This is a genomic window from Enterococcus sp. AZ197, assembly GCF_050556405.1.
GTDB lineage: Bacteria > Bacillota > Bacilli > Lactobacillales > Enterococcaceae > Enterococcus > Enterococcus faecalis.
The window spans coordinates 600295-627176 of the sequence record NZ_CP187873.1 but is presented as its reverse complement, the minus strand read 5'-3'; the positions used below and the strand labels follow the sequence as shown (position 1 = coordinate 627176).

Sequence of the window (26882 nt, the reverse complement as noted above, 5' to 3'; positions counted from 1 at the left end):
TCTACTCCTTTTCTCTAGAGTGACCCGCTCACTTTTTTCATTATTTTTTATCAAACAAATCCATATGCTACGCTTCTCACAATGAAAAGTCAATTGATTTTTGTTACTGAAAAAGATAAAAAAATCACCATCTTTTTTTAATCAGACACTCATTTAAAGTCCCCCGCTTCCTTTATCTTATCAAGAGAATCCAGATAACAAAAGGATTTGCATTCTCTAAACAAAAAAGCGAGAGCTAAAAGTCTATTTGACCTTTTGGCTCTCGCTTAAAAACTTAGTTAATTATTCCCTTTTATTGTAACAAGTACGTATGATCGAAGGTAATTTCCACTTTATAACGACCAATTTTTTCATAAACTTGCCGTTGAATTTCCACACCCAGTTCAAATTCAGATAATTTTGATTCTGTAGGTAAAACCAAGTCGAACAAAATCTTCGGTTCTTCACCATGGGTAACTAAGCGGATATCATGGACTTTTAAAGACGCATCAAAAGAACGAATAATCTTTTTGATTGTTTGATGAACAAATTGTTGTGTTGGGTCATACAAGTTCACTGGATCAATATGACAAACAAGGTTAACATCTAATTCTTCTTTAAACTTCGCTTCAATCGCATCGATTGTCTGATGGGCTTTATTTAAATCCCAGCGATCATCAATTTCAATGTGAACAGACGCAAACGTTTGGCTGGGACCATAATTATGAATCAGTAAATCGTGATATCCTACAATTGTTTCTATTTTTGATAAGACATTTTTCATTTCATCAATTTCTGTTTGGCTCGGACGCATGCCCATCAACTCATTAATAAATTCACGAATTAACTGCAGCCCACTATAAATAATATATGCAGCAATTAAAAAACCAATATATCCATCAATTCGCAAACCAGTGACGCCTTCAATAAATGCAGAAATCAAAACAGCTAATGTAGTATAAACATCATTAAAGCTATCCTTAGCAGAAGCAACTAATGCTTGAGAATCAATTTTTGCTGATACTTTTTTGTAAAACAGCCCTTGCCAAATTTTAATCCCAATTGACAAAGCTAAAACAGCAAATAAAATGGGTGTCACCTTGATTGATTCTGGATGCAGGATGCGATCAACGGAGGTCGTTAGAAACTCAAATCCAATAAACGTAATCACTAATGATACAAGCATTCCACTAATATATTCAAAACGTTCATGGCCATAGGGATGTTCTTTATCCGCTGGCTTACCAGCAATATAAAAACCGACTAATGTTAAAACTGAAGAAATAGTATCGGACAAGCTATTAATGGCATCTGCCATGATTGAAACACTACCTGAAAGCAAGCCAATCATAAATTTACTAACGAATAAAAATAAATTAGAAACAAGCCCAATCCGCCCGGCAAAAGCACCGAATGCTGTTCGTTTTTCCAATTTACGACGTTCAATTTTTTTCTCATATCGTTGAAGCAATGCTTGAATCATTTTACAACCCCTACCCACTTTTTATTTCTTAAAAAAATACTATAAAACCTTTTTATACATTTGTACACAAAAAACCTCACTTTCTGAGGGAGATTTTATTATTTAGCATTGCCAAAAAGTCAAAAGCAAGAGCCCCCAAAACTTCTTTGTTAGGGTTGCCTTGAAAATAAAGAAAAACAAAAAGCCGAAAACGCTAGAGACGTTTTCAGCTTTTTGTTTTTTAATGGAATAAATGGCTCTTTTGTGCTAAAGCCGCAAATTTTTTCGATCTGTGTTCCAGATGTGGATAAAGAATTGCACCGCCAATACTAAAGACGACTGAAATCCCCACCATAATCCAAATGGCAAACCAAGCATTTGGCCAGTAAATGCCTCCTGCTGATTCCCTTAGCAAGTTCACGGCATGCGTAAACGGCAAGAACGGATTAATCATTTGGAAGAATTTACCTGAGACTTGAATTGGGTAGTTCCCACCCCCACCAGAGATGGATAGTACCAAGATTATTATCGCAATTCCTTTCCCTACATTGCCAAAGAGAGCAACGAGCACATAAACCATTATCATAAACGTAATGGCAATCAATACCGCAAACCAGACGCTATACGCTGGATTACGAACATCTACGCCTAACGCAAAGTAATTACCTAAGGTTACAATCAGTGCTTGACCAATCCCCATGACAATGAAGGTAAACATCCGTGCTGAAAATTGTTCCCGTTTAGAAAAGCGTTTTTTATCTTTTCCTTCAAGATAAACATCCGTTGTCGCAACACTTGAGAATAATACAGCACCAACCCATAAACACAAAGCTGTATAGAATGGCGTACTTGCCGAACCATTATTAGCAATCGGATAAACAGCATGTTCTTTGACTTCAACTGGTTGTGTAAAGAAGTCACTTTCTTTATTGGCATCTAATTTTAGTAATTTAAGAATTTCGCCTAAGTCAACTTCTTTTTCACCTTTACGGATTGCATTCGCTGCTTTGTGTAATCCTGTTTTGATATTTGGCCAATCATTAATAATCAGCTCGTTGGCTTTGTCTAAGGCCGCTTCAACATCTGGCATTTTCTCATTGACTGTTTTCAAGGTATTCGTTAAATCTTTTCGGATACCTGGATAGTCATTTTGCATAAAGGCTGCCGCTTTGCTGACTTTGTCTTGAATGACTGGTAAATCGTTTTTATACAAATCAGCACCACGATTAATGCCATTGACAATGGTTTCCATATTGCCATTCAACATCGTATTCGCATCATGAATTTCTTGTTTAATTGCCGGCATTTCGGCTTGATATTTTTCTAATAAAGAAATCGCATTAGTGACCGTTTGACTTGTTGAGCTCAATAATCCTTCAAAGTCAATTTGTTGCGCTTTGTTTAGTTGACCTTGAGCGTTTTGGATGGTACTAGTTAGTTTGTTTAAAATGGTTGAAACGGTATTACTAATTCCGTTTACATCAACACTGCCCACAATACTAGAAATATTAGTTGCCATTTCGTCAATCTCATTTAAATAATTTTGTACTCCAGAGATATCACCCGCTTGGACTAAAGCATTTAATTGATTCAAGCGATTGCTAAAATCTGTTAATAAATCATTTACATGGCTTAATTGAGCAATCGCACCATCTAAGTCATGATTACCAGCATTTTCTTGGAGTTGTTTCATAAACGCAATAATGTCGTTAATTGCTTGCTGTTGCCGTTGGATATTAGTTGTGAAATCTTGTACTACTTCATTAATATGTTGTTTTTCTTCTGGCGTTAACTGTCCATCATCTAACGCTTGACGAATAGTAGCGACTACGGAAGTTGTTGTTGTAGCAACTTGCTGGATAGATTTCAAAGTCACTTCAACGCTATTCGTAATACTTGGTAACGCCTCTTGCAATTTATTGGCGCCATCTAATGTGACATTCCCTAAATCATTGGCTTGATCACCTAGTTTACGAATATCTGGTAACGCCGTTTGAACTTGTTGAATGATTTCTAATCCTTGTTTTGCTTCTTGGATTCCTTCGCTCATTGTTTGTTCCACAGAGGCAAAGTCTTCATCAATCATAGCAATTTGTCGGCCAGCGTTTTGAATTTCTGGAATTTTTTCTTGTAACGTCAAAATAACACTAGCTTGTTCTTTGATGCTTGGCATTTTGCCATTTAGCTCAACAATCTTCTCTCCTAAAGCATCAACTTCAGGTAAATATTTCATCGCATCGTTGGCTTTCGCTAATTTTTCTTTTAGCTCAGGCATCTTACCATGTAAGTCTGTGACTTGTTTCGCGTACGTGTCAATGGTTCCAATGTTGGCATCTGTATCTAAAATCATGCTCTTAACTTTTTGAATGCTAACCATGTTTTTATCAATATCATAGCCAATATCATTGAATGTTTTGATTAACGTACTACTTGCCGTTTTAATGAATTCTTCCGAAATTTGTGACTGAATGGAAGAGGCGCCTTTTGACGTAATTTTCGGCGCAATTGCATTAATTTTTTCATTGATTGAGTATTCAATTTTAGGTTTATTGATGTCACCAGAAGTAAAACTTAGCAAATCTTTGGAAAAATCTTTAGGTAAATAAATCCCGGCAAAATATTTTCCTGATTGGACCCCTTTGTCTAATTCCTTTTTCGAATCAACAAAACGCCAACCTAATTGCTTGTTTTTCTTCAAGTTTTTCAAGACTTCATCACCAATATTGACCGATTTATCTTGAAAAGTTGCTGTTTGGTCATCACTATAGACCGCTATTGGTAACTCTCCTGTATTTGAATACGGATCCCATAGTGCTTTAATGTTAAACCATGCATATAATGATGGAATAATCATTAAGGCAACAATCAAAAATGTTGCTACTGGATTTTTAAAAATTCTTTTCCAATCTAAAATAAATAGTTCCCATGTATTTTTTATATGTTTCATAAAATCACCTGCTTTTTTTTGTGCCTGAATAACTTTAGCATAAAATACAAGAGAATAACAAACAAAAGCTTGAATGTTACGACACATTTTTAAAATGTCGTAAGTTCAAGCTAAGATTGTTTATTTCATATTTTTAGAAAATTCCGAAACGACTTGTTTAACTTCATCAATGGCTTCTGGTTTTAAATACGCCAAAAGTTTTGGTGCTTTTGTCATCAAGTACATTTTATCTAATTTGCCTGTTTGTTGGCGTTCAAACATTTCTGCAAGTAGCGCTTGCATTTTTTCTTTTTTATCTTCTTTTGTTCGATCTAGTATGAACGTTAAGAATTGTTCTTGTCCTTCTTTCATTCCCTATCCCTCCTTACAAACGGATTCTTTTCTATTATAAAACTTCTTTTTTAGAAAGGATAGTCCTTTTTTTAGGATCTATGATTTTGTGTACAGACTTAGCATGTTTTTTTTAGCAGATAAAGGTAAGCCGAGTCCCTCTTTTAAATAGCCCTCTACCGAACCAAATTCTTTTTCAATCGCCTGTAAAGCGGTCGCTAAGTACTCTTTTTTCACATAAAGCAGCGTTTCTAATTGTTGAATTTCTGCTGGAGGCGTTCCATTTGCTTGATATTGCGCAATAATTTGCTCGTTAGCGGTTTTTCTTTGCTCGTTCGTCTTTAAATAATCTTCTAAAATATAAGAATGTTCCACACCTAAAGCACTTAATATCAAGGCTGCGCCGATTCCTGTTCGATCTTTTCCTGCGAAACAATGAAATAAAATAGCTTCCTGTGGATAACTTAAAAAGTTTTCAAAAAATGTTTGGTAACCTTTGCGCCCCGAATTGGAAAGAACCATTTCTTTATAAGCCATGTCCATTGCTTCATCGGGTGAACCAACCGTTTTAAGCATTCCTTCTAATGAAGCAGTCTGCGCCTGAATATCGGCCAAAATATCTATATGTAGATAGTTGGTTCCTTGAATTGAATCATCTGGTCGTTCTTGCGTTTCCGCTGCACTTCTAAAATCATAGATTCGTTTAATTTGATAGTCCTCTACCAGTTTCTGTTGATCCGCTTGTGCAACATTGACGAGTTCACCACTCCGAAAAAAATGCCCTGTCTTGACAACTGTGCCTTGTTGCGTTGGAAATCCTCCAATATCTCTAAAGTTCACCACGCTGTTCATGTTCTATCGCTCCTTCATTTTAATTATTTTGTTGTCATTTAAATACTTTGTTTTTTCTTTTTATTTCTTTTTCTCAACGATAATAAAAAACACCTCAAAAAACAATCTTTTTATCAGTTGTTTATTGCCATTTTATCATAGATACAGTATTCTTAAAAGAGAGGTGAGTAACGATGCTAAAACGAGATTTTTTAGAAAAGCCTTATGATTATATGAATGATATTTTATTGTTCCTATATAATAATAAAGGTCAAGCGACACGAAATGAATTAGTAGATTTTTTCAATATTAGTTTACCAACATTGAATGAGTATCTTTCTTTTTTAGAGCAATTTTTGAAAGAAGAGCAACTTCAAGAAAACCTCACCTTAACAGTATTAGGTGACACTCTATATCTAAATAAAGCGCCTACCTTTTCCATGAAAGCAATGATCATGTTGTTCTTAGATAAATCTATTAAGTTTCACATGGTCCAGCAACTCTTCCATAAAAATGAAATAAATGGCGGGTATTTCCAACAGAATTATGCCATTAGCTCTGCTACCTATTATCGAAAAATTGTTGAATTAAATGACTTACTCAATGAGTTTAATTTACGTATCAAACGAGGAAAACTTGTCGGCGAAGAAAAACAAATTCGCTTTTTCTTTTTTAATTTTTTCTGGTTTATCTTTGAAGAAAAAACAGATTTAGAAAAAGAACTGGCCAATCAATACCTAGGATTAATCGAGATACTACAAGAAATCCCCAGAATTACCTTTGACCATACAGAAATTCTCCAAATTAAACTTTGGATGAAAATTTCTTTTCGTCGCATGGTTTTAGAACCCCTGCCAACGATTAGTCCACATGATGTCCAACTCGATCGACCTTTATTTGAAGAAATTAATTTATCTATACATACATATATGAAAAGAATCGACCGTCCATATACAATCAATGAAGCCTATATGTTTTATGACTTTTTTTGTTCCATGCATAACTATTCTGCGAATGCTGCTTTCGCCTTTCGTTTAGCAAAACAACAACGCATTGAAAAAACGTATCTTAACGAAATGAACCGGGTCATTTTAACGTACCTTAAAGCACGTGGTTATTTATCCCATTACGTGCTGCCTATTCGGCTACTTTATATTGAAAATTTACTTTTCCAATTACATGCGCAACTCTATTATTTTTCAGGATTTATTTTACCCTTTGATTATTGGACAATTCAGTCACTTTTGAAAGTCTTACGTCATCCTTTTAGCGAAAGTGAAGTTTACGAATTAGTGGAGATCGCTACAACGAACTTTGCCACAAAAGCCACTGCTTCTAAGTACCAAAATCAATTTACTGAAATTAATTATACACTTATTTTGAATCACATTGCTGAATTAAATGAAAAAAAAATAACGATTGGTGTTTATCACTCACTGAGCAGTGCTTATAGCGAGTTGGTAGCACAAAAAATACAACAGAGTATCGCTGGAAAATATCCGCTGAAAATTGAGCCTTACAACGCAGAAAACCATTATGATTTGCTTTTAATGAATACCAATAATGAACAGCTCGTTGCCCAGTATGACCATTACTATATTTTTTCGGATATTAGTAATCGTTACGACCTACAATCAATTGAAAAAATCATTCAATTGTTATTGGGCAAATAATCTCTAAAAAGAAAAGCTTAAGTGCCCTACTCTTAGATGGCTGACTTAAGCTTTTTATTTTACTTTCCCTATTTCCTTAAACGGCGCCATTTTAAACACCACGATTCCTTCAATCGCTTGTATCTCGACAAAGCCGAACGTACGACTATCACTTGAATGCGTACGATTGTCCCCTAAGACAAAGTAATGACCGGCTGGAATCTTCTGGAACAGGCGAAGTTGGGCTGCCACTTCTTCCGATAAGTCAAAACGACTGGCATTCTCAGGCAGTGCCTCATTATCGCTTGCTATAGGTTCTTCTGAAAGATAAAGTTTTCCCTCGTTTACCCAAATTCGATCACCAGGAACCCCGATGATTCGCTTGACGTACGTACCTTTGCTAGCTAGCGGTGCTTTAAATGCAATCACATCGTACCTTGCTACTTGCTTCGTCCGTTGTACTAAGACTCGTTCCCCTGCGTTAAGTGTCGGCTTCATGGATTGCCCAGCAATTGGGTAGCTAGATGTCTTTAACACAAAAAAGAACACAAAAATGGCGAAAAGAATAGCTGGCATAAAAAATTTAACGACTTGGACGCGTTGTTTCTTTTGGTAGGCTTGCCGCTTTTTTTTAATCTCTTCAGCGGTCATTTTTCTTTTCGGTCCTCTTATTGATTGATGGTTATCTGTTTGCTCAAGCAAATATTCCATTGCTGTGTTAGCCTTTTGCTTTTTTAGCTGATATGTCGCAGGCAACTTTTGCTTCAAGAAGGCGCGCTTAATGTGGCGAATTGTTCGCATAACGGGCTTTATCCATTCTTCCATCGTTTTCTTAAAAGGAAAAGCTTCTTAAATAAACTTTTCCTTTCTTGCTCCTTTTTTCTATTTAACTAATTGCGTTCCTTTTTTTATATAACTACTACGTAACTGGTTTTCCTTCATAAACTGATTCAATGGTTTCTGCGCATCTTGTGCCAGCTCCCAAATACTTTGATTTGCTTCTACAAGATATTCGCTCTTCTCTGTTACTATGTTTTTCCTGATAAGCGGTTGCCTTAGCGACTGCTCTTCCTTTGAGACAGCAGCAGCCTGTAATCTTTCTGCGGAGCTACTTAATGTAACAGCTAAAAAAAGGACCCCAAGACAATGTAGTTTCCTTGCTCCCATTAACTTTTTACTGACCATTTTATTAATAGTTATCTTGTTCAAGACGTGTCAGTTTAGTTAAACGTTCCTCTAATTCGCGATAAATCTCAAGTACTTCTACTTTTGATGCTTCGACTTCATTCGAAATACTTTTCGCTCGGTTACCAATATTTAACATTTCTAATTCTGCGGAATTGATTAGGTGTTTTGCTTCTACTTTTGCTTCATTAACAATCCGATTGGCTTCTTTTTTGGCAGAAACCATCACTTCGCCAATTTCTTGTTGCGATTTTAAAGCCTCTTCTTGTAATTGCTGATTTTTCATTAATAAATCGTTAATTTGCTGTTTTGCGCGTAGCAGTTCTGTTAACTGCTCACTACTCGGTTCAATATTTTTTGAAACGGCTTGTAGTGTCTTCAATTCTTTTTGAACTTGTTCTAAATTGTCTTCTTTGGCCTCTACTTCTTTTCTTAGAGCAGCTAATTCCCCTTCGTAAACTTGCTTTTCAGCAAGATGTTTGTCATTGACACCTTGTAGTCGACCTAGTTTTACTTCTGCTTCATTTTTTTGCTGTAAACTATTTTGAAGCTCATTCTTTAACTCCTCCATGCGTTGTTTCACAATCACTTCTTGTTGGACAGCCTCTTGTAAGGCTTGTTTTTCGGCTTCTACTTTTTGTAATTGTACAGTTAGTTTTTCAATTTGTTCCTGCAATGCTTGTTGAGTCGTTGTGCTTTCTTCTAATTCTGTCGTTAACGTTTCTACTTGCTTTTCCATTCCTGTAATATCTCCTTTTTTCTCCAACTTTCCTTTTTCTTCTGCTAACTGGTTGTGTAATGTCTGGATATGTTGTTGCTATTCAGCCGATTCTTTTTCTAATTCTGCCACTTGCTGTGTTAATTCACTTTCTAAACGTTCCATTTGATTATGTACAGTGGTTAATTGTTTTTCTGCATTTTGCAGATTTGTTTGAAGAGTGGTAGCCTCTGTCGTGGTTTCACTGTTCGTTTCCAGTTGCTCTTCCAATTCAAAAATTTCATGTTCTTTTTGATTTAGTATTTCAAGTAATGACTGATTTTTTTCTTCTAATGCTTGTTTTTCCGTTTCTTGTTGGTTCTTTAATTGCTCATTTTCTTCTTGAAGTTTTTTAAAGGCTGTTTCTTTTTTCTGATAGTAGGCGAGCCTTTCTCTTAACGTCGCCATTTCTTTTTCCTGTTGTTCTGGTTTGATTCCGCTAATTATTTTTTCTGGTTCGAATCCTGGCTGAAAAAAGACTTCTTTTTCAAGCGTATCATCCGAAATATCTTTAATTTTTTTAATTAAACGTCTTTTTGTCATATATATGTCCTTTCTCTCATCCTTTTAACTAATCACGACAGGCTCCAAATTTGTTTCAAGCGTCTCACGAGCATACGTATCAATGGATTTGACAAGGGTTTGCTCTTGATCTCGATAAGTAAAATTAAAATCAATCATGGTAATTTCTTTAACTGAATTCAACGCTGCAATAAGTGCTACAATATTGTCTTGGCCTGTTTGAAATTCATGGTAACTTAAGCCAACTGAAAAAACAGACAGTGTCAAGGTTTGTGTTTTTTCACTTCTAATCATTGTGATACTCGTCTCTCCGAGGTAAGGACGCCATTCACGCGCTAATTGTAATTCATAATTAGTCAAGACAGCGGCCGATTCTGCCGAAACAGCTTGCTTCCAGGGAAACTGATTTAAGGCTGTTTTTTTAATCGCTTGTTTTTTTATTTTGTCACCTTGAGTAGCTTGGCCTTGTGCCAAACGCTCGATCCGTTGTTCAATGCGGATATTTCGTTGATTTAATTGATAATATGTATAAACAATTCCTAACAATAATACGCTAAGTAGACAAACACTAAACAATAAATAAATCATTAAACGACTATTTTTCTGATACTTATAGAAATTTATTTTCCTCTTTAATGTCCGGTCCTCTGAATCCAGTTTTTCGACAAGTAATCGCAAATACAATTGATAGCTTACAAATAAAAATAAGCAACTACTCATTAAAAGTACAACAATCATCATACAAATATAATCTCCTTTATGTCATCGCTCGACAATCAAAACTTGTAAAATCATCTGTTACGCTCTTTAAAAACTCTATATAGTATTGATTGTAACATTCCGTTTGAGCCTTGCCAACAACTTTATTTAAAACACAATGATAAAATTTTATATTTTATATTTATATTTTAATTTTTAAAATATAAAACAAAAAAAGAGAGATGCCACTTGGCCATCTCTCTCGCTTTTACTCAAACTATGTTTAGCGAACCGAACTAGATCAGTCGCTTTTAAAAAAATCCAATTAGTCTTTGTTGATTTCATAGTAGCTATCGTTCTTTATGTAGCTGAATTTGCTTTTGCTGGGGCTGAATCGCTACTAAGTCCAACACTGATGCCTAAGGCACGATCAACTTCTTCCATAATATCAAGTCTCAAATGACAAACTTTTTCTTTCAAGCGACCCTTATCGATTGTTCGAATCTGCTCTAAAAGAATCACTGAATCTTTTTCAATGCCTGTTTCATCAGAATTAATCCCGATATGTGTTGGCAATTTTGGCTTTGCCATTTTGGCTGTGATCGCCGCAACGATAATCGTTGGGCTAAAATGATTACCTAAGTTATTTTGGACAACAAGGACAGGTCTGACGCCACCTTGTTCCGAGCCCACTACTGGGGAAAGGTCTGCAAAATAAATATCTCCGCGTTTGACCATAGTGGAACCTCCTATCTAGTTATATTCTCTGGGGATTCTTTGTGAGAAAGTACATGCAACTTCATAATGAATGGTTTCTAATTTTTCGGCTACCATTTGTAACGTATTTTCTTCATTGCCATCTTTTCCAACTAATGTAACGACTGAGCCGACAGGAACTTCTTCTGCTAAACGAATCATACATTGATCCATACACACTCGTCCAACGATTTCGCAACGCTTACCATTCACGAGCACTGTAAATCCTTGGAGATGACGCAACCAGCCATCTGCATAGCCGATTGGCACTGTCCCAATCCATTCTTCAGCTTCAGTTACGTAGGTTTCGCCATAGCCAATCCCTTCACCAGCCGCTAAGCGTTTTACATGGATGAGTTCACTGGTCAACCGTAAGGCCGGCTTTAACGCATAGCTTGGGGCCAGCTTATTACCTGAAGGGTTCAATCCATACATGGCTACCCCATAGCGAATCATGTTTCCTGGCACATCAGGATGCCATAACGCTGTCGCACTATTGCTAACATGGACATACCGAGGTAACTCTTCTAAAACTGCTAGAACAGCCTTAAAACGCCCTGATTGTTTTTCAAAATAGCTTGTATCGATTTCATCAGCTGTTGAAAAATGAGTAAAAATCCCTTCCCATAAAAATTCTTTGTGGGATTGAACAAACCGCACTGCTTGCTTAGTCTCTTCCGGGGTTAAAAAGCCAATCCGTCCCATGCCAGTATCGACTTTTAAGTGAACACGTAATGGCGTGTTACTCTCAGGCGTTAGTTGTTGAAGAGCAGCTTCTAACCATTCTTGTGTAGCTACCGTTACAGACAAATCATATTGAATCAATAAAGGCACATAAGCTAAGTCTACCACACTCAAAATTAAAATGGGGTCCTGAACACCTGCTTCTCTCAATTCAATTGCTTCATCCAATAAGGCGACACAAAAACCTGTCGCGCCACCTTTTTTCGCCGCTTTGGCGGATTCTACGGCTCCATGCCCATAGCCGTTCGCTTTTACAACCGCAAATAAAGCGGTTCCTTCTGGCAAACGTTGACATTCCTTTTGGACATTTTCAGTAATTGCTTGCGTATCGATATGTAACCGTGTAGGACGATACCATCCAACGACCATTGTACATCCTTCTTTCTTCGTTGCTTCTATTATTCGCTTTCTAAAACAATTTGTGCAATCGCCATAGTATCTGTGTGCGTAATCGAGACAAACACTTTACCATTATGGGGCGAGTTTGCTACGTATGGTGCACCTGTTTTTTCAGTCAGCACCTCAATATCTTGTAAACCAACTTTACCAATCCCTGTGCCCCATGCTTTAGAGAACGCTTCTTTACAAGCAAAACGACCAGCTAAAAATTCTATTTGACGTTTTGTAGATAACTTTTCAAAAAGGGTCAATTCGTTAGGTGTTAAAACCCGTTGAATAAACGATCCTTGTTTTTCAACAATCGGTTTTATCCGACTTAATTCTACTGCGTCAATACCAATTCCCTTTATCATTTTCCGCCTTACTTCCTATTTAATATAGTTACTCCGAATTACCTTTCATTTTAACAAAATTTCAAAATTTTTCCACTGATTCGCTAAAAAAATAAAGAATGTTTTACAAGATCCTCACACAAATTGAAGTACCATACGTTTTCTTCCTATTTACATTTTTATAAAATTTTTCTGAATTTTTATAAAAGTAAGACAACAACTAAGAAGTATCGGAAAAAAATCAGGAAACTAAGCGGATGTTTTAATATTTTATAGCAAATTTTGGCTACTTATGGGAGAATAAAAAGAAAAAGGAGAAAAACGTATGACTTTAACTTCTCGGCAAAAAAAGTTACTTCGTTGCGCCCTATTTATTTTTACTTTGTTGCTCTACATATTTCCAATCTTCTTTAAAAATCCCAGCCTATTTTTTCTCTTGCAACTGGTTTGGATCGGAACCATTCATTTGCTACAACAAAAAATGAAACTCTTCAATCTAACTTCCCCGTTGAAAACTTGGATAATTTTGGCGTTTTTCTTTTTTTATATCATTTTGATGCCTTTTTTACTTTTTTTGAGTTTTTCTATTTAACGATTATCTACCAAAAAAGAGCGAGTGTTCCGTTCATAGACGGAACACTCGCTCTTTTGATTATTTGGCGTTTTCGCGAATGACGAAACCACGTTTTTTATCGTTATGACGTTTGCCGCCACGTTGATCTTTATTTTTGCGGTCGCTATTTTTGTAATTACGGTCGCCATCTTTATGGTTTTTGTTGCCACGATAGCTGCCACCTTTACCATTGCCACCACGGTTGCGATTACGGTTGTTACCACCGCCACCACCACGGCCATTTTTGTTAAAGCCTTTTTTATTTGAAGGCAATGGTCGTTCTGGGGTAATTTTTACAGGAACCGCATCTGCTGGATCTTTCGCTACTGTTTTTAATAATAACGCAGCTAAGTCTGTCGCTGAATATTTTTCTAATAACGCTTCAGCAGATTCTAGATATTTGTCTAAACCATTTTCTTCTAGATCACTTTCGATGGTTTCAACAGCTGCACTTAATTGTCCTTTAAATGCTTCCTTTTCGGTTGGTGGACGTAATGGTGTCATCCGCTTTTTCGTTAGGTTTTCGATGACATGTAAGTAACCCATTTCGTTTGGTGTTACAAACGTCACAGACATACCACCTTTACCAGCACGACCTGTCCGACCAATACGGTGAACATAACTTTCTGGATCTTGTGGAATATCGTAGTTATAGACATGGGTGACACCTGAAATATCTAACCCACGTGCTGCTACATCTGTTGCCACTAAGATATCTAAGTTACCATTTTTGAATGAACGTAAAACGCTCATCCGTTTTTGTTGTGATAGGTCGCCATGGATGCCTTCTGCTTTGTAACCACGCGCTTCTAACCCGCGGGCAAGTTCATCAACACGGCGTTTTGTCCGACCAAAGACAATGGTCAATTCTGGGGTTTGCACGTCTAGTAAACGTGTCATAATGTCAAATTTTTCAAAGTCTTTTGAACGTACATAATATTGATCAATTAAATCAGCCGTCATTTCTTTGGCTTTAATCTTCACATGTTCTGGTTGTTTCATGAATTTCACGCCAATATTCTTGATTGCTGGCGGCATAGTTGCTGAAAATAGAAGTGTTTGACGTTGTTCTGGCACTTGTGAGATGATTTTTTCAATGTCTTCCAAGAAGCCCATGTTTAACATTTCATCTGCTTCGTCTAAAACTAATGTTTCAACAGTTTCTAATTTCAAGGTACGACGATTAATATGATCTAGTAAACGTCCTGGTGTACCTACAACGATATGTGGACGATCTTTTAGTCCACGGATTTGGCGACCGATATCAGCCCCACCGTAAACGGCTTGGACGCGAATCTTTTTATCGCGGCCTAAACGGAATAACTCTTCTTGTGTTTGGATAGCCAACTCACGGGTTGGTGCAATGACTAATCCTTGAATAACGCGATTGTCTGCGTCAATTTTGTTAAGCATTGGTAAGCCAAAAGCAGCGGTTTTCCCTGTTCCTGTTTGTGCTTGTCCGATTACGTCTTTTCCTGCTAACGCTAACGGAATTGTTTCTGATTGAATAGGGGTTGCTTCCTCGAAGCCTGCGCGTTCTACCGCTGATAATAATTCTGGCGCTAAACCAAGTTCTTTAAATTTCAAATGATATCCTCCTAGATTTTGTTTCGGAAAGAACGATTTCTTCCTAGTTTCAGGTGTCTTCACTTTCAGTTGTTAAAAAGAAATCCATTATAGTGTGCCAACTATTTCTTCTTTCCTGATTTCACCGAAAAATTCACCTTATGGCATTAGAAAAGCCAAACGTGGTCGTTCAGCTTCACATTTATTATTAAACATAGAAATAGATCTATTTTATTTACTACGATTCAATTTTTCTCGTCATCTTCCGGCAATAGGTCATTCTATCATAGAATCCCATTTTCAGCAAGTTTTATGAAACTTATTTACTTTTCCAAAAGTGCATCGATGACTTCACGAAGTCCCATCCCGTTACTTCCCTTTAAAACCACCATGTCTTCTGGCTGTAAGACTTTTTTGACAGCTTCAATCAACTCATTTTTTTCTTCTTTTTTAAAAGAATGAATGTTAGCTGGTGCATAGGTTTCTTGCAATTTATCAGCTAAATAAGCCATTTCAGAACCATATAAAAAGACTTCTTCAATCGCATCTGGGGCTAAATGCTGCGCCATTGCTTGATGCATGGCAGCAGAATCAGGACCTAATTCCAGCATGTCTCCTAAAACAGCAATTCGTTTTCCTACTTTGGACATTTTGCTAAAACTGTCCAGAACAAGACCCATAGCTGTCGGATTGGCATTGTACACATCACTTAAAATTTCGGCACCATTCGCTGCTTTCAGCCATTCTGTCCGATTCTTTGTTAGTTCCGCTGTAGCCAATCCTTTTTGAATCTCACTATCCGTTAATTGGAAATACCGACCAATACCAATTGCGATTAATGCATTGGTGACATTATAGGTTCCTGGCACTGGAATCGTAAACGTCATTTGTGTATCACTGATTTTGAATGAGGTTTGCTCTTTGGCTTCATTTGTGACGATTCCTTGAAGTTGACTTTCCTGGCTAAAACCAAAAGTAATCACTTGTTGCGTGACTTTTTCCACCAATGGTTCTAGCAATGGTTCATCGCTTGGCACAAATAAACTACCGTCTTTGGCTAAACCATCTACGATTTCCATTTTTGCTTGTGCAATGCCTGCTCGTGAGCCTAAATTTTCCACATGGGCTTCGCCAATCATTGTGATGGCAGCAACTTCTGGCTGAGCCAGATTGGAAAGGAAAGAAATTTCCTGAGCATGATCCATGCCCATTTCTAAAATCAGTTTTTCTGTTTCATCAGGCATGTGTAAAATAGTATAGGGTAAGCCAATTTGATTATTGTAATTGCCTTGCGTTTTGTAAGTCACAAACTTTTCAGATAAAACAGCAGCAATTAAATCTTTAGTGGTAGTTTTTCCATTACTGCCAGTCACAGCGATGACATTCGGTTGCATTTTATTTAAATAATAGGTAGCTAATTTTTGCATAGCAACCAGTGGATCAGTAACATGCAAAACAGGCAATTGTTGCGGCGCATCGACTAAATCCTGTCCCCAAAAAGCGGCCTGACAGCCATTAGCCATGGCACTCTCAATAAAACGATGACCATCATTTTCACCTTGTAAAGGAACAAAAAGGTTTCCTTTCACAATTTTACGACTATCAAATTCAATGCCTGTTAAAGGAAAATCAGGCCATTGTTGCCAATCATTACTGGCTTCAACCGCTTGCGCTACTTCCCAGAAGGTTAATTTCATTATGTTTTGCTCCTCTGACACAGGGACTGGGACATGCCAAAGTCTTGTCATGTCCCAGTCTTGTGTGATTTTTTCTTCTTAGTTATTATAAAATTCTTGGCGTTGTTTAAAACGATTCAAAGCTAACTGAATCAGTTCCTCAATTAAATCACTGTATTTCAAGCCCATATTTTCCCATAGTAAAGGGTACATACTAAAGTCAGTAAAACCAGGCATGGTGTTCAATTCATTCAGGAATAATTCGTTTTTGCTTGTTAAGAAGAAATCACAGCGACTTAAGCCACTTCCATCTAACATAATATACGCTTTTTTAGCGTATTCTTGCGCTTGATGAGCTACTTCTTCTGGAACATGTGCTGGGATTTGCATTTCAATCGTGTTATTGATGTATTTTGCATCATAATCATAGAAAGCGACATCTTTCACCACTTCACCAGGTAAAGTCGTACGGACATCTTCATTTCCTAAAATGGCTACTTCAATTTCACGTGCTTCAATCCCTTGTTCAACAATTGCTCGGGCATCATAACGGAAAGCTTCTTCCAATGCTTCTTGCAATTCTTCACGATTTTCCGCTTTGCTAATTCCGACACTAGAACCCATATTGGCAGGTTTAACAAAGACCGGATAAATTAAAGAACCTTCACATTTCTCAAAGACTTCTTTTGGATTTCCTTTCCAATCACTTCTTAAAACTGGCACGAATGGTACTTGTGGAATGCCAACAGTTTGTAAAAGATATTTCGTCATGATTTTGTCCATTGCGTTAGCACTAGCTAAGACACCTGCGCCTACATAAGGCATATTAATGGTTTCCATGAATCCTTGAATTGTTCCATCTTCACCATTTGGCCCATGTAAAACAGGGAAAACAATCGCTTCTTCTTCATAAATTTCCGAAGGACTGATTCGTTTTCCTGAAAATTCGCCTGTTTCTTCAGGTGTTTGTGCCCAAGTTAAATGTAAAACTTCTTTATTTTGTGGTCGTTCAGATAAGAGAGGGCCTTTTACCCATTGACCATCTTTACTAATAAAGACTAACTGTACTTGATAATATTTATAATAGATTGCATTTAAAACGGAATATGCAGACAAAACAGACACATCGTGCTCTTCACTTCTGCCGCCATACAACAAAATAATCTTCAAATGCTTGTCCTCCTAGTTTCTTTCCTGTCTTTTAGAAAAAATTATTTTTCAAATTATCCTTACTTATTTTAGCATAAAACCCAGTTTCATAATAGAAGCAAATTTAGTGAAGGAAAAATTCTTTGCTTGCCTTTTCCTTACTAAAGACTCCGTTCCACCAGCTCAATAAGGGCTTGTTTAAACATTGTTCTATCTTGGTCTGTAAAAGGTTTAGGTCCTTTCGTTCGGCCACCTTTTCGCCGAATTTGGCCACTAAAATAGCGTTGTTCTAACAAGCCATCAATATTTTCTTTCGTATATTGATAACCCAGTTGATGTAAAACCGACACTCCTTTTGGCAAAACCAAGGAAGCTAAGCCATAATCTTGTGTAATTAAAAGATCCCCTTTTTTTATTAACTGCACAATTTTAAAATCAGCAGCATCCGCTCCTTTATCAACATACACAAAAGAGACATTTTCTGGATAATCTTTTAAGGAATAATGATCTACACTAGTAACAATCACCACATCCAAAGCTTTCTCTACAGCGACTTCAATAACCGTCTCTTTCACAGGTGAACCATCGCCATCGACAAAAATTTTCATTCATTTCCCTCGATTCTTCCTTGCTCTAACCATTTGGGATGACGTTGAAAGTAGTGTTGTAATTCGTCAAAAACGACTTCTTTAACCACTTCATATAACTCTGTATTTCTTAAAATGGTTTTCGTTGCATCAGTGTAGCGGGGCTTTGGTATCGTAATGGCTAAAACAAAATCAAATTCTGCTAAAAAACTATCTGCTGTCACAGATAATGAATAATGTTGCTCCTCTAAAAATTGATTAAAGGCGGCCACTACGCCATCAAGAAAACCCTCATAGTGGGTTCCACCAAGACTAGGATAATGCCCATTAACAAATGTTTTTTGCACTTGCGGTGCATGATTTTTACTCAAAATAAATTGAACAAGGGCCAATTCTGTTTGCTTGGCTTGAATAATCGATGCGGCTTTTCTAGTTAATGGGTTATCTTTTTCAAATAAATAATTACTTAAACCTTTAGGGTAATAACAAAGATTTTTTTGTTCCTCTTCTTGTGTTAAGAGAATCTTTAAGCCTGGATTCAACATGGCAATCTGTTGACATTGTTGTAAAACACGCATATAAGAAAGCGATTCTGTACCAAAAATTTGCGTATCTGGCCAAAACAAGACTTCAATTCGTTCCTGGGTTTCTTCAATAGGTAATAATAATCGTTTTTTCAATTGCCCTTGATGGTAAATAAAAATAGTCCGCTGTTTTTCTTGATCGATACTGATTCCTACTTGTTTTGAGAAGGCTTGTAAAACAGATAAATACAGAAAAGGTGGTTCTAAATCGACTTGCTTTTGTTCAAAAACAAGCGGTCGTGTGGAAGATACCTGAAAAGAGATTTGTTGACGCGATAACTGTATAGCAATTTTCCCTTGATTCTTTTCAATGAAAAACTCTAATAAACCGTTAATTGTCTGAACAAGTAAATTCTCTAAGCCGACTAAGCCAGTCGTTCCAATGAACGCTTCTGGTCGTTTTTGAATCCGTTCAATAAATTCATCATTTTCTAAAACTGTTAAAAGATGTGCAACACTCATCCTGCTGCCTCCTTTGCAATCTGTTTCTTTTAATTATAATGAAAAAAAGACCAGAAGAAAAGCCACACACGACTTTTCTTCTGGTTTTCTTCTTTAACGAATTAAATCAATATTCGGATGCTCAAGAACGTGATTCACTTGTTTGACCGTTGTCAAAGGAATATCTCCTTGAATCGTATGTGCAAGGACCCCATTGACTGTGGCAAAGGTAACTGCCTTTTCTAACGACCAATTTTGGCTATAGCCATATAAAATCCCCGCCGCATAAGCATCACCAGCACCAATTCGATCAAGATTAAGAAGCGGTCTTTTTTCACTCTGTTGGTACTCATTTTGGGTATATAAATACCCACTTAAGTAGTTTTGATTTTGGGAATGACTTCTCGTTGTCCCAGCAAACCATTCCAAATTGTATTGAGACATGAAACGCTGAATCAGTTCAGTTTCTTGTGCCTCACCTTCTAAATCTTCTCGCGGAATGAAACCCAATAGCTCGACCAAATCACGTCGACTGCCAAAAACAATATCACAATAAGGTAAAATGCGTTCGTACTGTTGACGCATAAAGAGTGCGCTATTTGCTGTATTCAAACTAGGTCGATAATTAAAGTCAAAACAAACTTTCTTTTGACAGGCATGCGCCTTTTGCGCAAGTATCAAAGCAGCATCACGAGTTTTTTCAGTTAAACTTAACGAAATACCACAAATATGCACCATATCTACTTCCGCTAAAAAGGCCTCAAAATCGTAGTCCTTCGCCTCGCTGATGCCAAAAGCACTCTGATGGCGATTTTGATAAGTTACTTGTGTGGGTCGGATTCCATAACCCATTTCTGCAAAAAAACTACCAATATGATCGCCCTTTTCTCCTACCCATTGATCTGAAATTCCTAACTTCCTTAACGCTGCTTTGCCAGCTTCACCAAGACGATTGGCAGGTAATTTCGTAATCAATGCTGTTTCTAGTTGAAAATGAGCCAAATTTGCTAAGAGATTTACGCCAGTCCCTACAAAGTTCATTCTTAACCGCTCTGTTTGTTCTAACATTAGATACTCTGGCGGAGTGAAACGAAGCATGACTTCACCAAACGCAGCAATTTTCATCTTTGACACCTACTTATTCAATGTGTTTTTCATCATGGTTAGTAACGTTTTCACGTCTTCTGTTCTAGTGTCCCCTGTTTCTTGATCAATAATTGAGCTGTAGACATGAGGAATGATTTTTTTAACGCCGGCATCCACCGCAATTTGAACAATTTCTTCAAAGTTTTCTAAATCAATGCCCCCTGTTGGCTCTAAATAAAAGTCATACTTGGCACAAGCTGCTGCTACTGCTTGGTATTCTTCTTTGTGAGCCAAGCCTTTCATCGGGAAATATTTAATGGAACTGCCCCCCATGTCTTTCAACAATTTGATGGCGGTTTCGATAGGCACTTCCGCCGCTGGCGCACCAGAGCTTAACGGACCTGTCGCAATGTTGACATAGCCAACTTTGCCTGTGGGTGAAACCAAGCCATTAATCACTGTTTCGTCTTGACGAAGTAAGGCCCGCGAAGCGCCGACACCTGTGAAGACTTGGTTCACGTGTTGCGGTTGTAAAACTTCTGATAAGCGAGCCACCATTTGACTTTGATTTGGATCACCAGCTCCTAAACCGACAGATAAAGCGTTGTTGGTTGCTGCTTGGTATTTTTTCATATCGTCAATGGCTGCTTCATCGGTTTCATAGTTTTTTGAAAGGACGCCTAACACAACATGCCCTTCTGCTGCTTCATAACAGGCTTGGGCATTTTCTACTGAATTGGCTAAAACGTTTAAACAAATGCGTTCTTCTAAATAATTAGGTTTTAATGACATGACTTATTTCTCCTTTGTGTCCATAATTTCTTGTAATCGTTGCACGATTTTGTTCATTTCTTCTTGATTGACAGAACGAATGTCAAACTCAATGATGCCATTGTTTGCTTGATATTCTCGCGTATAAATGGCTGGACTTTCTGCTTTTAACGCTTGGATGACTTCCTTGGCGGTTTTTCTGCCGTCCACTTTGACACTGGCGCGATAAATGTCTCGGCCAGCGCCATCTTGGACGATTTTAGCGGTTAAATCTGACAGGTTGTTGATGGCTTCAACAAACGGTTTTAAGCGCTCTTGCATCGAAGCCCCTGATTCACTGCCATGCGCCAAGTATTCTTCCACTGCTTGCGTAAAGCCTAGGATATTGTCTTTGCCAATTTTCATTGCTCGACCAATGCCTTTGCCTTGTAGGCGCACCCAGTCAATGTATTCTTTTTTCCCGACCACTAAACCGGCACTTGGCCCTTCAATGGCTTTGGCGCCGCTGTAAATCACCAAATCAGCGCCTGCTTCAGTGTATTTGAAAAGATCTTCTTCTGCTGCCGCGTCAACAATTAGCGGCACCTTGTGGCGTTGCGCCACTTTGGCCGCTTCGGCTACCGTCAGCATACTTTTTTGCACGGTATGGTGGCTTTTGATGTATAGAATGGCCGCTGTTTTTTCAGAAATCATCATTTCCACGTGTTCTGGACTGCACATGTTGGCGTAGCCAGCTTCCACCACTTGGCCGCCGCCTTGCGCTACCATGACTTCTACAGGCGTGCCGTAGTCCACGTTGTGCCCTTTAGGTAAAATAATCTCTCGCTGTTCGATTTTTTCTGTATAGGGATGATACGCGTGGTACAAGCTGCCTTTTCCAATCAAGGCAGCCACCGATTGGGCAATCCCCGCCGAAGCCGAGGAAACGATTTGGGCATCTTCTACCTTCAACAAGTTGGCTAAAAAGGCCCCTGTTTGCACACTAAGTTCACTCATTTCAAAGAAATGTTCGCCGCCGAATCGTTGAGCTGCTAGGACTGCCTCCGAAACTTTGGAGACACCTAGAATGGTCATTTTGCCAGAAGCATTAATGACTTCTTTTAAGTGGAATTTTTCGTAACTAATTGTCATAGATTTGTCCTCCAATAATTGTTTTGATTGGGCGAATTTGCTCTTTGGCTACTCGTGTCAATCCATTAGAATCAGTCAATGTTTTTTCTTCTGCTTGAATCGTGAAAATCGTTAAATCAGCATCTTTACCTATTTCCAACGTGCCTTTTTGCGTTAAATGGAAATTCTCAGCAGGGGCCTTGGTTACCTTTTCAATAATTTCTGGCCAATCATAGCCGACCACACGGAGTTTTTCCATCGTTGTGGCTAAATCATAAACAGGACCATTTTCTCGGTTACGGATGTAGATATCTGTGCTAATTGATGCAGCTTTCATTCCCTCGCGCAACGCTGTTTCAGCTACGTGAAAATTGAAACTATCCGTACCATGCCCGATATCAAATACGACTCCTTTGTTGTACGCTTGCCAAGCGAAATCTTTTATTTTATCCGTTGCTTGGTCTAAGATGCCATTTTCTTTCCCATTAAAACAATGGGTTAGGACATCCCCTTTTTCCATCAAGGCTAAAATTTCATCTAAATGAGGCGGTGCTGATCCAATGTGAACCATTAAGGGAATTTCTTGGTTCTCTTGCTGAATCTGTTTGGCCAATTCTAAAGGCGTAATGCCGTTATCGCCAATAACGGTCCTACTCATACGGGCTTTAATCCCTACAACAAAATCTGGTAATTCTTGAATCGCTTTTTTGACTAAACTCGCTTGTACTTTACTTAAATCTGCGAGTTCGTCCTGAGCAACGATGCCCCATTTAGAAATATTGACTAATCCAAAAACATTTGTTTTTGCTTGTTGCGCTAAGTCATAAAATTCATGAATGTTTTCAGCACCTGTTGTCCCTGCATCAATCACTGTCGTAACACCCTTTTTGACCCCAATTTCATCTGGATAATCATAATAAAGAGCCATTTTTTCAAAACAATGAACGTGATCATCTATCCAGCCTGCGGATACATAAGTACCTGGTTCTAAGTGGATAGTTTCTTTTGCAGAACCTAAAATAGTTGCTGCAACAGCAGCTATTTTTTCCTCTTTAATTGCAATTTCAACAGGCATACCATCTACTGTCTGTCCATTTTTTATAAGTAAATCGTAGTCCATATTCTTCCCTACTTTTCTATAAATCTAAATTTTGTCCAAGGCTTAATGAATTCTAATAATACAAGTTCTTCTTCTATAATACGCCCTACTCGGTTTTTGCGTGAGTCTTGATGTGGTTCTAAAACGACTTGTAATTCATTTTTGTATTTTCCAAATGCATCATTTCCCACAACAACATCTCCAGGTTGTAGCATTGCTTGATTATCATGTGGGGGATTAGCTTCATTTTTATATTTTTTACGCACTTCTGTGGAACGAATCATCTGCTGAGTGATATCTCCACGGCGAAAATGTTGATTTTTTGTTACGATTTCTTTTTCAATTTCAGAAGTCGCTTCTTCAAAAACAATGGTCAATTCTGTTTGATAACGATTCAACTGACCCAATGCTTCTAATTCTTCGTTGGAAGCATAAGCATTTCCAATAACAACATCATCAATTAAATTTGTTGCAAATAAATGTTTAGCTTGAACAGTGACTGGCAACTGTCTATGCATTTCTAAAGTAGGTAGCCCATCATTCACATCCCAAGGACCAATTTCACCTACCTGTGATGAAATAAAAGCAGCTGTCCGAATACCTTCCTTTTTAAAACGGATGCTACATTTTTCAAAGAAATCATACGGCAATGCAGTTCCCGCTTGTGGATAAAAGTTATGACAACCATATAAGAAAGGTCGATTCGCTTCATACGTCAAAATGTTATCAAGATAAGCAACATCATTACTCATATTCAGCTCAATAGCCACGCCGAATGGATTAAACGTCAACATGGCTTCTTTATTTCCATCAAAACCTGTATCCAATCGAATCCCATCAGCTCCTAATTCGCTGAAAAAAGTCAAATCATCATATGAAATTTCCAATTCATCAAAGATACTTGGAACGACATCTAAAATTGTTTCAAATCCTAAATTTTTCGCATAACTAATTAATTCTTTAAATTTTTTCTGAACCGCTTCTTTGCCATCGGTCACTTCTAACATACTTATAAAAATTCGAGTAAACCCACATTCGCTGGCTTTTTTTAAATACGCTTTATCTTGATTGATATCACTATGATCTGGATAAACTGATACACCTAATGCTCTTTTCATCTTCGTTCTCACACTCCGCTATTTTCAAATTTATTTCGAAATTTCCAAGCAATCACCGAGCTACACAGGATTGTTGTAGAGCCAACGAGCAATACTGGTTGATTTAGAAATCCGCCAATTATCATGGAAAGAGTAATACAAACTGCCGTAAAAACCAACGTCTTTACCAAACCAAATTGATAAACAACAGTAGGCAACTGCCCTTTTTCTATAATAATTTGACTAACGATAAAAAAGAAAATGAACCAAATAATCATCTTATACGCTCCTGACTTTCTTCTCTGACTTAGAAGGGGCAGGATATTCATATCAGAACACCCGCCCTAACATTTTTTAATTTTTTGCTGCTTGTTCAGCTGCTAATTCTTCTGCTTCTTTATCCAATTGTTGTTTTTCATAAACTTTGAAAAATGGATAGTAGATAGCCATTGTAATTAAGAAGTTAACAATCACTAATACTGCGGCCGAGAAACTCCAATTGGTACTCATCCAAGCAGCAATTGGTGCTGGAATTGCAAACGCTAAGCGTGCAGCCATCATCGGAATTATATTAGCGACTGTTAAGAAATAAGATAACGTTGTGGTAATTAACGGTGCCACGATAAACGGAATACCTAAAATAGGATTCATTACGATCGGCGTTCCGAAAATAACTGGTTCATTAATATTAAACAAGCCTGGTAAGAACGATAAACGGCCAAGACTTTTCAGATACGTTGATTTAGAAAACATCATTAAAACAACTAAAGAAAGCGTAGTTCCAGCGCCACCAATCCAGATAAACCATTGTAAAAACTGTTCTGTAAAAATATTAGGTAACTGATGTACGTTTGCACCATTGGTAAAAGCTTCAAGGTTTTCTGCAATCGACATATCCCAGAAAGGACGAATAACTGGGCCCATAATCGCTGGACCATGAATCCCTAAAACCCAGAAGAAACAGATTAAGAAGACTGTTAGTAAGCCGCCAAATAAACTGTTACCAGCAAGGATACCTTTAAGTGGCATTAATAACGTACTCAAGAAACCATTCAAATCAAAACCAATTACGTGGCGAATAACCCAGAATAATAAAAGAATAACTGCTCCTGGAATTAACGCAATAAATGAATTTGACACTTCAGGCGGTACGCCATCTGGCATCTTAATCATAATATCTTTTTCAATAAAGAAGCGATAAATTTCAACAGATAACAGCGCTGTTACAATCGCACCAAATAAAGAAGCTGAACCTAAATTTGCTAAATTAATATAGCGCCCTGCTGTAATGACGTTGTCAACATCTTCAAAGACACGTGTTGGTGGTGCCGCTGTTACTAAAAAGGCCATTAATGCTAAAATTCCACACGTCAAAGAGTCAAGCTTATAACTTTTGGCCAATGATGAAGCAATCCCAAATGTTGCATAAAGTGCAAGTAATCCCATCGTATAGCGGGAAGGAATATCTAAAATTGCTTGATAAGGTTCAATCAATTTTGTGTATGCCTCAATTGGAATATTTTGAAAAATTGTAAAGAATGAGCCCACAATTGTTAAAGGCATCGTTGCAATTAATCCTTTTCTAATCGCTGTCATATGGCGTTGCGAACCAAATTTATTCGCAATCGGCATTAACTTAACTTCCATCCACTGTACAAAACCATTCATTTGTTAATTCCTCCGTTCAACTAATAAAAATAATAATTATTTCGCATTTATAATAACATAGTAACATTATAATGTAAACGCTTATTCTTATTCATGACAGAGAAAGTGCAAAACAAAAGGCTTTTTCTGATTATAAAGAAACCGGGAATATTGCACCAAAAATCATTGCGCCTAAAATTGCGCCCCCAGCGATTGGCTTTTTCCAAATGTAAAAACCTAAAGCGCCTAATGTGGCACCAATCCCAATAGGAATCGAAGCTCCCGCCGCACTCAAAATAATTAATGGGCCTAAGAAACGTCCTGAGGCATTACCAGCACCCATCATCACATCCGCACCAAAAGTGGAATTTCCTTGATTGATAGTAAATTTCCGAATCAACACAATTACGCCGCCAACTGCTAACCCTAGTAGCGCACCTGTTAAAAGTGCTAAGCCAAAGTTTTCTACAGGTGCTTTAATACCCATGCTGAGGAAAATTGCAGGTACGCCAATCCCGATCCCCGTTAAAATTGAGCCACCTAAATCTAAAATCCCGACTAAAGAACCTTCTAAAATTCGTGCAAACAGGAAACTTGCACCAAATGCTGCGGCAGCGCCATAAGAACCACCATCTAAACCAGCTTTTAGCATCGCAACAATTGAAACTTCATTAAAGGCGCCCACACCATAAACTACATACATATGTGTTCCTGCAAAAATTGCCGCTGACATAATCCCGACTAAAATCGGAAAGCCCCAATCAGCATACCAAAAACTTTTGCCTTTTAAACCTTCTTGAATTTCTTGTTCTTGTTGTGCCCATTCATTTTTTTCTTGCTGTTCCATCTATGAGACCTCCT

The 26882-nt window shown here is 37.5% G+C and carries 25 protein-coding genes and 1 pseudogene; 2 read left to right on the top strand and 24 right to left on the bottom strand.

What is annotated here, in order from left to right; translation table 11 throughout:
- Positions 1-292: 292 nt before the first annotated feature.
- The 4 genes from IGK82_RS03015 to IGK82_RS03000 all read right to left on the bottom strand — a co-directional run bounded on the left by IGK82_RS03015 (position 293) and on the right by IGK82_RS03000 (position 5570).
- Positions 293-1462, bottom strand: coding sequence for a cation diffusion facilitator family transporter (locus IGK82_RS03015; RefSeq protein WP_002401539.1), 1170 nt, complete (start codon positions 1460-1462; stop codon positions 293-295).
- Positions 1463-1682: 220 nt separating this feature from the next.
- Complete coding sequence (locus tag IGK82_RS03010; protein ID WP_002355738.1) at positions 1683-4388, bottom strand: YhgE/Pip domain-containing protein; 2706 nt, start codon at positions 4386-4388, stop codon at positions 1683-1685.
- A gap of 120 nt (positions 4389-4508) precedes the next feature.
- A complete protein-coding gene (locus IGK82_RS03005) occupies positions 4509-4739 on the bottom strand; it encodes a hypothetical protein (RefSeq protein WP_002355737.1) in 231 nt (76 codons plus the stop codon).
- Between the two features lie 78 nt (positions 4740-4817).
- Positions 4818-5570, bottom strand: a complete 753-nt coding sequence (locus IGK82_RS03000; protein ID WP_010707785.1) for a tyrosine-protein phosphatase — start codon at positions 5568-5570, stop codon at positions 4818-4820.
- 173 nt (positions 5571-5743) lie between these two features.
- On the opposite strand from IGK82_RS03000, the gene IGK82_RS02995 reads away from it, so the two are divergent.
- Positions 5744-7222: a helix-turn-helix domain-containing protein gene (locus IGK82_RS02995; protein ID WP_002386996.1), complete on the top strand. Its 1479-nt coding sequence runs from the start codon at positions 5744-5746 to the stop codon at positions 7220-7222.
- A gap of 54 nt (positions 7223-7276) precedes the next feature.
- Here the strand turns inward: IGK82_RS02995 and lepB are convergent, their stop codons facing one another.
- From lepB to acpS, 7 genes and pseudogenes are all read right to left on the bottom strand, one after another.
- Positions 7277-8026 (bottom strand): signal peptidase I, encoded by a 750-nt coding sequence (lepB, locus tag IGK82_RS02990; RefSeq protein ID WP_016622799.1) that lies wholly within the window; start codon positions 8024-8026, stop codon positions 7277-7279.
- A gap of 57 nt (positions 8027-8083) precedes the next feature.
- The gene (locus tag IGK82_RS02985) at positions 8084-8410 is read right to left on the bottom strand and encodes a hypothetical protein (RefSeq protein WP_002396532.1); all 327 of its coding nucleotides are present in this window, start codon (positions 8408-8410) and stop codon (positions 8084-8086) included.
- Positions 8391-9686 (bottom strand): annotated as a pseudogene (locus IGK82_RS02980) (hypothetical protein). Before IGK82_RS02980 ends, IGK82_RS02985 begins: the two are co-directional and overlap by 20 nt.
- A 24-nt stretch (positions 9687-9710) precedes the next feature.
- Positions 9711-10406, bottom strand: a complete 696-nt coding sequence (locus IGK82_RS02975; RefSeq protein ID WP_002355730.1) for a hypothetical protein — start codon at positions 10404-10406, stop codon at positions 9711-9713.
- Positions 10407-10724: 318 nt separating this feature from the next.
- Positions 10725-11102: a type II toxin-antitoxin system PemK/MazF family toxin gene (locus IGK82_RS02970; protein ID WP_002355729.1), complete on the bottom strand. Its 378-nt coding sequence runs from the start codon at positions 11100-11102 to the stop codon at positions 10725-10727.
- Between the two features lie 15 nt (positions 11103-11117).
- Complete coding sequence (gene alr / locus IGK82_RS02965) at positions 11118-12233, bottom strand: alanine racemase (protein WP_430605145.1); 1116 nt, start codon at positions 12231-12233, stop codon at positions 11118-11120.
- Between the two features lie 29 nt (positions 12234-12262).
- Positions 12263-12616, bottom strand: coding sequence for a holo-ACP synthase (gene acpS / locus IGK82_RS02960; RefSeq protein ID WP_002355727.1), 354 nt, complete (start codon positions 12614-12616; stop codon positions 12263-12265).
- Between the two features lie 304 nt (positions 12617-12920).
- Between acpS and IGK82_RS02955 the strand changes: the two genes are divergently transcribed.
- The gene (locus IGK82_RS02955; protein WP_025188880.1) at positions 12921-13187 is read left to right on the top strand and encodes a hypothetical protein; all 267 of its coding nucleotides are present in this window, start codon (positions 12921-12923) and stop codon (positions 13185-13187) included.
- A 60-nt stretch (positions 13188-13247) separates the two neighbouring features.
- Here the strand turns inward: IGK82_RS02955 and cshA are convergent, their stop codons facing one another.
- The 13 genes from cshA to IGK82_RS02890 all read right to left on the bottom strand — a co-directional run bounded on the left by cshA (position 13248) and on the right by IGK82_RS02890 (position 26868).
- Complete coding sequence (gene cshA, locus IGK82_RS02950; protein WP_002355724.1) at positions 13248-14795, bottom strand: degradosome RNA helicase CshA; 1548 nt, start codon at positions 14793-14795, stop codon at positions 13248-13250.
- Between the two features lie 302 nt (positions 14796-15097).
- Positions 15098-16471, bottom strand: coding sequence for a UDP-N-acetylmuramoyl-tripeptide--D-alanyl-D-alanine ligase (locus IGK82_RS02945; RefSeq protein ID WP_002355722.1), 1374 nt, complete (start codon positions 16469-16471; stop codon positions 15098-15100).
- 78 nt (positions 16472-16549) lie between these two features.
- Entirely contained in the window at positions 16550-17620 is a 1071-nt protein-coding gene (locus IGK82_RS02940; protein WP_002355721.1) for a D-alanine--D-alanine ligase, read from the bottom strand.
- Positions 17621-17760: 140 nt separating this feature from the next.
- Positions 17761-18207: a YaiI/YqxD family protein gene (locus IGK82_RS02935; protein WP_002378067.1), complete on the bottom strand. Its 447-nt coding sequence runs from the start codon at positions 18205-18207 to the stop codon at positions 17761-17763.
- Positions 18204-19232, bottom strand: coding sequence for a DNA topoisomerase II (locus IGK82_RS02930; RefSeq protein ID WP_430605144.1), 1029 nt, complete (start codon positions 19230-19232; stop codon positions 18204-18206). The genes IGK82_RS02935 and IGK82_RS02930 overlap by 4 nt, the downstream gene beginning before the upstream one ends.
- A 93-nt stretch (positions 19233-19325) precedes the next feature.
- The gene (locus IGK82_RS02925; protein ID WP_016622804.1) at positions 19326-20336 is read right to left on the bottom strand and encodes a sugar kinase; all 1011 of its coding nucleotides are present in this window, start codon (positions 20334-20336) and stop codon (positions 19326-19328) included.
- Between the two features lie 9 nt (positions 20337-20345).
- Positions 20346-21089, bottom strand: coding sequence for a 2-dehydro-3-deoxy-phosphogluconate aldolase (dagF, locus tag IGK82_RS02920; protein ID WP_002361094.1), 744 nt, complete (start codon positions 21087-21089; stop codon positions 20346-20348).
- A gap of 3 nt (positions 21090-21092) precedes the next feature.
- Complete coding sequence (locus tag IGK82_RS02915; RefSeq protein ID WP_104880581.1) at positions 21093-22199, bottom strand: DgaE family pyridoxal phosphate-dependent ammonia lyase; 1107 nt, start codon at positions 22197-22199, stop codon at positions 21093-21095.
- Entirely contained in the window at positions 22189-23298 is a 1110-nt protein-coding gene (locus IGK82_RS02910) for an amidohydrolase/deacetylase family metallohydrolase (RefSeq protein WP_016616380.1), read from the bottom strand. Before IGK82_RS02910 ends, IGK82_RS02915 begins: the two co-directional genes overlap by 11 nt.
- Before the next feature lie 8 nt (positions 23299-23306).
- Positions 23307-24395, bottom strand: a complete 1089-nt coding sequence (locus tag IGK82_RS02905) for a DUF871 domain-containing protein (protein ID WP_430605143.1) — start codon at positions 24393-24395, stop codon at positions 23307-23309.
- 8 nt (positions 24396-24403) lie between these two features.
- Entirely contained in the window at positions 24404-24703 is a 300-nt protein-coding gene (locus tag IGK82_RS02900) for a hypothetical protein (RefSeq protein ID WP_002363233.1), read from the bottom strand.
- Between the two features lie 25 nt (positions 24704-24728).
- Positions 24729-26042: a PTS sugar transporter subunit IIC gene (locus IGK82_RS02895; RefSeq protein ID WP_002358780.1), complete on the bottom strand. Its 1314-nt coding sequence runs from the start codon at positions 26040-26042 to the stop codon at positions 24729-24731.
- A gap of 130 nt (positions 26043-26172) precedes the next feature.
- Entirely contained in the window at positions 26173-26868 is a 696-nt protein-coding gene (locus IGK82_RS02890) for a DUF4310 family protein (protein WP_002361314.1), read from the bottom strand.
- Positions 26869-26882 lie beyond the last annotated feature (14 nt).

What these genes read in the sequence shown, in the direction of transcription:
- IGK82_RS03015 (WP_002401539.1), bottom strand. Translation starts at nt 1,462, where the DNA reads ATGATTCAAGCATTGCTTCAACGATATGAGAAAAAAATTGAACGTCGT.
- IGK82_RS03010 (WP_002355738.1), bottom strand. Translation starts at nt 4,388, where the DNA reads ATGAAACATATAAAAAATACATGGGAACTATTTATTTTAGATTGGAAA.
- IGK82_RS03005 (WP_002355737.1), bottom strand. Translation starts at nt 4,739, where the DNA reads ATGAAAGAAGGACAAGAACAATTCTTAACGTTCATACTAGATCGAACA.
- IGK82_RS03000 (WP_010707785.1), bottom strand. Translation starts at nt 5,570, where the DNA reads ATGAACAGCGTGGTGAACTTTAGAGATATTGGAGGATTTCCAACGCAA.
- IGK82_RS02995 (WP_002386996.1), top strand. Translation starts at nt 5,744, where the DNA reads ATGCTAAAACGAGATTTTTTAGAAAAGCCTTATGATTATATGAATGAT.
- lepB (WP_016622799.1), bottom strand. Translation starts at nt 8,026, where the DNA reads ATGGAAGAATGGATAAAGCCCGTTATGCGAACAATTCGCCACATTAAG.
- IGK82_RS02975 (WP_002355730.1), bottom strand. Translation starts at nt 10,406, where the DNA reads ATGATGATTGTTGTACTTTTAATGAGTAGTTGCTTATTTTTATTTGTA.
- IGK82_RS02970 (WP_002355729.1), bottom strand. Translation starts at nt 11,102, where the DNA reads ATGGTCAAACGCGGAGATATTTATTTTGCAGACCTTTCCCCAGTAGTG.
- alr (WP_430605145.1), bottom strand. Translation starts at nt 12,233, where the DNA reads ATGGTCGTTGGATGGTATCGTCCTACACGGTTACATATCGATACGCAA.
- acpS (WP_002355727.1), bottom strand. Translation starts at nt 12,616, where the DNA reads ATGATAAAGGGAATTGGTATTGACGCAGTAGAATTAAGTCGGATAAAA.
- IGK82_RS02955 (WP_025188880.1), top strand. Translation starts at nt 12,921, where the DNA reads ATGACTTTAACTTCTCGGCAAAAAAAGTTACTTCGTTGCGCCCTATTT.
- IGK82_RS02945 (WP_002355722.1), bottom strand. Translation starts at nt 16,471, where the DNA reads ATGAAATTAACCTTCTGGGAAGTAGCGCAAGCGGTTGAAGCCAGTAAT.
- IGK82_RS02935 (WP_002378067.1), bottom strand. Translation starts at nt 18,207, where the DNA reads ATGAAAATTTTTGTCGATGGCGATGGTTCACCTGTGAAAGAGACGGTT.
- IGK82_RS02930 (WP_430605144.1), bottom strand. Translation starts at nt 19,232, where the DNA reads ATGAGTGTTGCACATCTTTTAACAGTTTTAGAAAATGATGAATTTATT.
- IGK82_RS02925 (WP_016622804.1), bottom strand. Translation starts at nt 20,336, where the DNA reads ATGAAAATTGCTGCGTTTGGTGAAGTCATGCTTCGTTTCACTCCGCCA.
- dagF (WP_002361094.1), bottom strand. Translation starts at nt 21,089, where the DNA reads ATGTCATTAAAACCTAATTATTTAGAAGAACGCATTTGTTTAAACGTT.
- IGK82_RS02915 (WP_104880581.1), bottom strand. Translation starts at nt 22,199, where the DNA reads ATGACAATTAGTTACGAAAAATTCCACTTAAAAGAAGTCATTAATGCT.
- IGK82_RS02910 (WP_016616380.1), bottom strand. Translation starts at nt 23,298, where the DNA reads ATGGACTACGATTTACTTATAAAAAATGGACAGACAGTAGATGGTATG.
- IGK82_RS02905 (WP_430605143.1), bottom strand. Translation starts at nt 24,395, where the DNA reads ATGAAAAGAGCATTAGGTGTATCAGTTTATCCAGATCATAGTGATATC.
- IGK82_RS02900 (WP_002363233.1), bottom strand. Translation starts at nt 24,703, where the DNA reads ATGAATATCCTGCCCCTTCTAAGTCAGAGAAGAAAGTCAGGAGCGTAT.
- IGK82_RS02895 (WP_002358780.1), bottom strand. Translation starts at nt 26,042, where the DNA reads ATGAATGGTTTTGTACAGTGGATGGAAGTTAAGTTAATGCCGATTGCG.
- IGK82_RS02890 (WP_002361314.1), bottom strand. Translation starts at nt 26,868, where the DNA reads ATGGAACAGCAAGAAAAAAATGAATGGGCACAACAAGAACAAGAAATT.